General features: G+C 40.2%; 14 protein-coding genes. All 14 read right to left on the bottom strand.

Translation table 11 applies throughout. From position 1 onward, the window contains the following. Positions 1–16 precede the first annotated feature (16 nt). Positions 17–334 (bottom strand): 50S ribosomal protein L24, encoded by a 318-nt coding sequence (gene rplX, locus EO111_RS01695; protein ID WP_126941255.1) that lies wholly within the window; start codon positions 332–334, stop codon positions 17–19. Between the two features lie 16 nt (positions 335–350). After that, positions 351–719: a 50S ribosomal protein L14 gene (gene rplN / locus EO111_RS01700; RefSeq protein ID WP_009353930.1), complete on the bottom strand. Its 369-nt coding sequence runs from the start codon at positions 717–719 to the stop codon at positions 351–353. 24 nt (positions 720–743) lie between these two features. Beyond that, on the bottom strand, positions 744–1,004 hold the full coding sequence (rpsQ, locus tag EO111_RS01705) for a 30S ribosomal protein S17 (protein WP_009353932.1): 261 nt from the start codon (positions 1,002–1,004) through the stop codon (positions 744–746). Positions 1,005–1,043: 39 nt separating this feature from the next. Then, entirely contained in the window at positions 1,044–1,244 is a 201-nt protein-coding gene (gene rpmC / locus EO111_RS01710) for a 50S ribosomal protein L29 (RefSeq protein ID WP_009353915.1), read from the bottom strand. After that, on the bottom strand, positions 1,234–1,671 hold the full coding sequence (gene rplP / locus EO111_RS01715; protein ID WP_009353916.1) for a 50S ribosomal protein L16: 438 nt from the start codon (positions 1,669–1,671) through the stop codon (positions 1,234–1,236). The genes rpmC and rplP overlap by 11 nt, the downstream gene beginning before the upstream one ends. After that, positions 1,671–2,336, bottom strand: coding sequence for a 30S ribosomal protein S3 (rpsC, locus tag EO111_RS01720; protein WP_009353925.1), 666 nt, complete (start codon positions 2,334–2,336; stop codon positions 1,671–1,673). Before rpsC ends, rplP begins: the two co-directional genes overlap by 1 nt. 18 nt (positions 2,337–2,354) lie before the next feature. Further along, on the bottom strand, positions 2,355–2,690 hold the full coding sequence (rplV, locus tag EO111_RS01725; RefSeq protein WP_127010326.1) for a 50S ribosomal protein L22: 336 nt from the start codon (positions 2,688–2,690) through the stop codon (positions 2,355–2,357). An 11-nt stretch (positions 2,691–2,701) separates the two neighbouring features. Beyond that, a complete protein-coding gene (gene rpsS / locus EO111_RS01730; RefSeq protein WP_009353934.1) occupies positions 2,702–2,983 on the bottom strand; it encodes a 30S ribosomal protein S19 in 282 nt (93 codons plus the stop codon). A 22-nt stretch (positions 2,984–3,005) separates the two neighbouring features. Further along, positions 3,006–3,836 carry a 50S ribosomal protein L2 gene (gene rplB / locus EO111_RS01735; protein WP_009353898.1) on the bottom strand — a complete coding sequence of 277 codons (831 nt, stop codon included), beginning with the start codon at positions 3,834–3,836 and terminating at the stop codon, positions 3,006–3,008. A 23-nt stretch (positions 3,837–3,859) separates the two neighbouring features. Then, a complete protein-coding gene (gene rplW / locus EO111_RS01740; protein ID WP_009353943.1) occupies positions 3,860–4,144 on the bottom strand; it encodes a 50S ribosomal protein L23 in 285 nt (94 codons plus the stop codon). After that, positions 4,144–4,767: a 50S ribosomal protein L4 gene (gene rplD / locus EO111_RS01745; protein WP_009353880.1), complete on the bottom strand. Its 624-nt coding sequence runs from the start codon at positions 4,765–4,767 to the stop codon at positions 4,144–4,146. The genes rplW and rplD overlap by 1 nt, the downstream gene beginning before the upstream one ends. A gap of 25 nt (positions 4,768–4,792) precedes the next feature. Beyond that, the gene (gene rplC / locus EO111_RS01750) at positions 4,793–5,434 is read right to left on the bottom strand and encodes a 50S ribosomal protein L3 (protein WP_009353879.1); all 642 of its coding nucleotides are present in this window, start codon (positions 5,432–5,434) and stop codon (positions 4,793–4,795) included. Between the two features lie 19 nt (positions 5,435–5,453). After that, positions 5,454–5,765 (bottom strand): 30S ribosomal protein S10, encoded by a 312-nt coding sequence (gene rpsJ / locus EO111_RS01755; protein ID WP_009353924.1) that lies wholly within the window; start codon positions 5,763–5,765, stop codon positions 5,454–5,456. Between the two features lie 159 nt (positions 5,766–5,924). Further along, positions 5,925–6,000: hypothetical protein (locus EO111_RS08440; protein WP_164723757.1), on the bottom strand; the 76-nt coding region annotated here is incomplete at its 5' end.

A 6,000-nucleotide genomic window follows, 5' to 3' on the forward strand; every position in this document is an offset into this window, starting at 1 on the left:
CTCCTTTCCTTATCAATTAAAGTTTAGCGCCACTTTTAACAGCTACACGAACTAAAGAACCATTTTCCTCAACTTTTCTAGTACGAGTTGGAACTTTTTGTTCAGGATCTAACACCATTACATTGGATACATGGATTGTACCTTCTTTTTCAATGATGCCACCTTGAGGGTTCGCTTGGCTAGGTTTTGTATGACGTTTAACTAGGTTAAGACCTTTTACAGTTACTCGTTCTTTTTTGATATCAACAGCGATGATTTCGCCTTGTTTACCTTTTTCCTTGCCGGAGATAACAACAACTGTATCACCTTTTTTAACATGTAGTTTTTGGGACATGTTGAGCTCCTCCTTCTTATAACACTTCTGGAGCAAGGGAGATAATTTTCATGAAATCTTTTTCACGAAGTTCTCTTGCTACAGGTCCGAAAATACGAGTTCCGCGAGGGCTTTTGTCGTCTTTAATAACTACAGCAGCGTTCTCATCGAAACGGATATAGGAACCATCTTGACGACGGATACCTTTTTTAGAACGAACAATAACGGCTTTTACAACGTCGCCTTTCTTGACAACGCCACCGGGTGATGCATCTTTTACAGAAGCAACGATTACGTCACCAATATTGCCAAATTTACGGTAAGAACCGCCCATCACTTGGATGCACATAATGCGTTTCGCACCAGTGTTATCGGCAACATTCAAAATTGTTTGTTGCTGGATCATGACTTTTCCTCCTTACATCACTGATTATTTTTGTCTTTCAATAATTTCTACAACTCTCCAACGTTTATCTTTAGATAATGGACGAGTTTCTACGATTTTTACGATATCGCCAACTAAGCATTCGTTATTTTCATCATGAGCTTTAAAACGTTTGCTTGTTACCATTGGCTTGCTATATAATTCGTGAGGTACTTTACGATCGATTTGTACAACAACTGTTTTATCCATTTTGTTGCTTACAACTTTACCTACACGTGCTTTTCGTACATTTCTTACTTCTGCCACGACTTTAAGCCTCCTATTCAATCCAAACAAAATTTGTTATTATGCGTTACCTTTAATTTCTTCTTCTCGTTGTACAGTTTTGATACGAGCGATAGTTTTTTTAACTTCACGGATACGCATTGGATTTTCTAATTGACCAGTAGCGAGTTGAAAACGTAGGTTAAACAACTCTTCTTTCAATTCGGAAACTTTAGTGTTCAACTCGGCAGCGCTCAAATTGCGAATGTCATTAACCTTCATTTACGTCACCACCCAATTCTTTACCCTTAACAACGAACTTCGTTTTGATTGGAAGTTTATGGCTTGCAAGACGCATAGCTTCGCGAGCCACTACTTCTGGAACGCCGTTCATTTCAAACATTACACGTCCTGGGCGAACAACTGCTACCCATTTTTCTGGAGAACCTTTACCGGAACCCATACGAACGCCTGCTGGTTTTGCAGTGATTGGTTTATCAGGGAAAATTTTAATCCAAACTTTACCACCACGTTTAATGTAACGTGTCATAGCAATACGGGCTGCTTCGATTTGACGGTTTGTGATCCAAGATGGCTCTAATGCTACTAAACCGAAATCACCATGAGCAACTTTGTTACCACGCATTGCACGGCCTTTCATACGACCGCGGAATTGTTTACGATGTTTTACGCGCTTTGGAATTAGCATTAGTTGTCACCTTCTTCCTTTTTAGATGTTTGTTTAGCTTCTGGCAAAACTTCACCTTTGTAGATCCATACTTTAATACCGATGCAACCATATGTTGTATGTGCTTCTGCTGTTGCATAGTCGATATTTGCACGAAGTGTATGAAGTGGAATGGAACCTTCACGGTAAGATTCGCTACGAGCGATCTCTGCACCGCCAAGACGACCGGATACCATTACTTTGATACCATTAGCGCCTAAACGCATAGTGCGACCTACTGCTTGTTTCATTGCACGACGGAAGCTTACACGGCGTTCCAATTGACTAGCAATGCTTTCAGCAACAAGTTGAGCTTCCATGTCTACTTGTTTAATTTCAGCAATGTTTACATCGATTTGTTTATCTGTAAAACGTTTTAACTCTTTACGGATATCTTCGATACCTTGTCCACCTTTACCGATAACCATACCTGGTTTAGCTGTGTGGATAGTTACTTTAATACGTTTATTTGTACGCTCAATTTCAATGCGGGAAATACCAGCAATGAAAAGTGTTTTCTTCAAGAAAGTACGAATTTTTACGTCTTCATGAAGGTTAGATGCGAAATCTTTATCAGCATACCATTTTGCGTCCCAATCTTTTACGATACCAACACGCAAGCCATGTGGATTTACTTTTTGACCCACTCTGTTTCCCTCCTTCGATTAAGCTCTTTCTTTAACAACTACTGTTACGTGGCTAGAACGTTTCAAAATTTTGAAAGCCTGTCCACGGGAACGAGGATGAATGCGTTTCATTGTTGGGCCTTGATCAACATAGATCTCGGACACATAAAGATTATCTACATTCATATCAAAATTGTGTTCTGCATTTGCAATAGCAGATGTCAAAACTTTAGTTACTACATCGGCGCCAACTTTCGGAGTAAACTTCAAGATGGCAAATGCTTCGCCGATGTTTTTACCGCGCACTAAATCTGCAACGATGCGGATTTTACGAGGCGCAATACGAATATGTCTAGCGATTGCTTTTGCTTCCATGTTAAATCCTCCTATTTTCTGCCTGTAGATTTTTCGTCCTTACCATGACCTTTATAAGTACGTGTAGGAGCGAACTCACCTAATTTATGACCTACCATATCTTCTGTAATGAATACAGGTACATGTTTGCGACCATCATGCACAGCAATCGTATGGCCTACAAATTGTGGGAAAATAGTAGATGCACGGGACCAGGTTTTTACTACTTTTTTATCATTAGTTTCATTTAAGGCATCAATTTTTTTCAGAAGAGATTCTGCAACAAAAGGGCCTTTTTTAATTGATCTGGACACTGTTATATCTCCTTCCTATATCCTATTTTGTACGACGTTTAACGATTAACTTGCTAGAAGCTTTTTTCTTGTCGCGAGTTTTAACGCCATGAGCTGGTTTACCCCAAGGTGTAACAGGATGTTTACGACCAACTGGAGATTTACCTTCACCACCACCATGAGGATGGTCACAAGGGTTCATTGTAACCCCGCGGTTGCCAGGACGAATGCCTAACCAACGTTGACGGCCAGCTTTACCAATAGTGATATTTTCATGGTCAATGTTAGATACAACACCTACTGTAGCACGGCATTCTACGCGTACACGACGAAGTTCACCAGATGGTAAACGAAGTAATGCATAGTTGCCTTCTTTCGCCATTAATTGAGCGGAAGTACCAGCAGAACGAACGATTTGTCCGCCTTTACCGATTTTCATTTCGATGTTGTGTACTTGAGTACCCAATGGGATATTAGCCAATGGTAATGCATTACCTGGTTTAATATCGGATTCAGGACCGGAGTAAACTACATCACCCACTTTAAGACCATGTGGAGCAATGATATAACGTTTTTCACCATCTGCATAGTTTAACAATGCAATACGAGCACTACGGTTAGGATCGTATTCGATTGTAGCTACGCGAGCTGGGATATTATCTTTAGTACGTTTGAAGTCAATAATACGGTATTGACGTTTATGACCGCCACCTTGATGACGTACTGTCATTTTACCAGTGTTATTACGACCACCTTTAGAAGTTACTTTTGCGAGCAAGGATTTTTCAGGTTTGCTTGCTGTAATTTCAGTAAAGGCAGACACTGTCATAAACCGACGACCAGCGGAGTACGGTTTAAATGATTTAATTGCCATTATTGGGCCTCCTTACTAGACTCTTATACACCTTCAAATAATTCAATAGTTTCGCCAGCTTTTAGAGTTACGATAGCTTTTTTATAATCGCTACGTTTACCCATTGTGCGACCCATGCGTTTAGTTTTTCCTAATACACGGATAGTGGCTACTTTTTCTACTTTTACGTTGAAGATAGATTCAACAGCTTTACGGATTTCTACTTTGTTCGCATTCAAAGGAACTTGGAAAGTGTATTTGTTTTCTTGCATTAACAAAGTTGTTTTTTCTGTAATGATTGGACGAATTAATACATCAAATTTGTTCATTATCCAAGCACCTCCTCAATTTTTGCAATAGCACCTTCAGCGATGAAGAGTTTGTCGTGATGCAATAAATCGAAGATATTAATGTTCGTGTATGGAAGAGCTTTCACACCTTGAATGTTACGAGCAGATAATTCCACATTTACATCACCATCAGTGATGAAAAGAACTTTTGCGTCACCTACTTGGAAGTTATTAAGAATGTTTAATACTTCTTTAGTTTTTGGTGCAGCTAATTTCAATTCGTCGATTACGAACAATTCGCTGTTATTTACTTTATCAGATAATGCAGATTTAACTGCTAAGCGTCTAGCTTTACGAGGCATAGCTTTATAGTAGCTACGTGGTTGTGGACCAAAAGTGATACCACCACCTACCCAAATTGGGGAACGGCTAGAACCAGCACGAGCACGGCCTGTACCTTTTTGTCTCCAAGGTTTTTTACCGCCACCGCGTACTTCTCCTCGAGTTTTAGTTGCATGTGTACCAAGTCGTTCGTTAGACAATTGACGAACTACGGCTTGATGCATAACAGCAGCGTTTACTTCAACACCGAATACTGCATCATTCAACTGGATTTCGCCGACTTTAGCGCCGGACATGTTGTATTTAGTTACTGTTGGCATTATGTATCCTCCTTTCGACAATTAGTTATTTAACAGGTTTTACTGTGTTGCGAACCATCACTAGGCTACCTTTAGCACCAGGGATGCCACCTTTGATTAATAAAAGGTTACGTTCAGTATCAACTTTTACAACAGATAGACGTTGTACAGTAACTCTGCCACCACCCATTTGTCCAGGAAGTTTTTTACCTTTAAATACTTTACCGCCGCCACCGGAGATCATTGGACCGATGGAACCTGGTTCACGATGAGATTTGGAACCATGAGTTTCAGGACCACGGCTAAAGTTATGACGCTTAATTGTACCAGCGAAACCTTTACCTTTACCTGTACCCACAACATCTACTAGCTCACCTTCTGCGAAGATATCAGCTGCCAGAGTTTGGCCCACTGTGTAATCAGTTGCTTCAGCAAGGCGAAGTTCACGAAGATATTTAACTGGCGCAACGCCGGCTTTATCGAACTGGCCTTTTACAGGTTTAGTTAAATGTTTTTCTTTAATGGAACCGTATCCAAGCTGTACTGCATTGTAACCGTCGGATTCAACAGTTTTTACTTGCACTACTACGCTAGGTGTAGTTTCCACTACAGTGACAGGAACTAGTTTGCCTTCAGTAGTGAAGACTTGAGTCATTCCTAACTTTTTACCCAAAATAGCTTTAGACATAATCGCACCTCCTTATTTCTTATAATTTTATTTCAATAGATACACCAGCTGGCAAATCAAGGCGAGTGATTGCATCTACTGTTTTCGAATTTGGTTCAATAATTTCTACTAAGCGTTTATGTGTACGCATTTCGAATTGTTCACGAGAATCTTTGTTAACATGTGGAGAACGAAGAATCGTGAAAATGTTTTTTTCTGTAGGCAATGGAATTGGTCCAGAAACCAATGCGCCATTGCGTTTTGCAACGTCTACAATACGTTGAGCACTTTGATCCAATGCTTTGTGATCATATGCTTTCAAGCGAATACGGATTTTTTGTTGTTTTGCCATTGTTATATATCTCCCTTCGTCCATTTCCAGAATGAACTGCTCCATAGAAATTCTCCCTCGCGAGGGCAACCTTCTATATCATAGTTTATACACAACCTAAGAGCGGCAAATTTGCCGCTCCTTGATTGCACGGTTTATATAGATAATCTTTCAGTCAGATTATGCTTCGATAGCTGTAACAACACCAGCGCCTACTGTATGGCCACCTTCGCGAATCGCGAAACGTAAACCTTCT

This window comes from Veillonella sp. CHU594 (assembly GCF_003992265.1).
In the GTDB taxonomy this organism is placed as follows: domain Bacteria; phylum Bacillota; class Negativicutes; order Veillonellales; family Veillonellaceae; genus F0422.

Bases quoted from the DNA above. Each gene is read 5' to 3' on its own strand.
- rplX (WP_126941255.1), bottom strand. From the start codon at position 334: ATGTCCCAAAAACTACATGTTAAAAAAGGTGATACAGTTGTTGTTATC.
- rplN (WP_009353930.1), bottom strand. From the start codon at position 719: ATGATCCAGCAACAAACAATTTTGAATGTTGCCGATAACACTGGTGCG.
- rpmC (WP_009353915.1), bottom strand. From the start codon at position 1,244: ATGAAGGTTAATGACATTCGCAATTTGAGCGCTGCCGAGTTGAACACT.
- rplP (WP_009353916.1), bottom strand. From the start codon at position 1,671: ATGCTAATTCCAAAGCGCGTAAAACATCGTAAACAATTCCGCGGTCGT.
- rplV (WP_127010326.1), bottom strand. From the start codon at position 2,690: ATGGAAGCAAAAGCAATCGCTAGACATATTCGTATTGCGCCTCGTAAA.
- rplB (WP_009353898.1), bottom strand. From the start codon at position 3,836: ATGGCAATTAAATCATTTAAACCGTACTCCGCTGGTCGTCGGTTTATG.
- rplW (WP_009353943.1), bottom strand. From the start codon at position 4,144: ATGAACAAATTTGATGTATTAATTCGTCCAATCATTACAGAAAAAACA.
- rplD (WP_009353880.1), bottom strand. From the start codon at position 4,767: ATGCCAACAGTAACTAAATACAACATGTCCGGCGCTAAAGTCGGCGAA.
- rplC (WP_009353879.1), bottom strand. From the start codon at position 5,434: ATGTCTAAAGCTATTTTGGGTAAAAAGTTAGGAATGACTCAAGTCTTC.
- rpsJ (WP_009353924.1), bottom strand. From the start codon at position 5,765: ATGGCAAAACAACAAAAAATCCGTATTCGCTTGAAAGCATATGATCAC.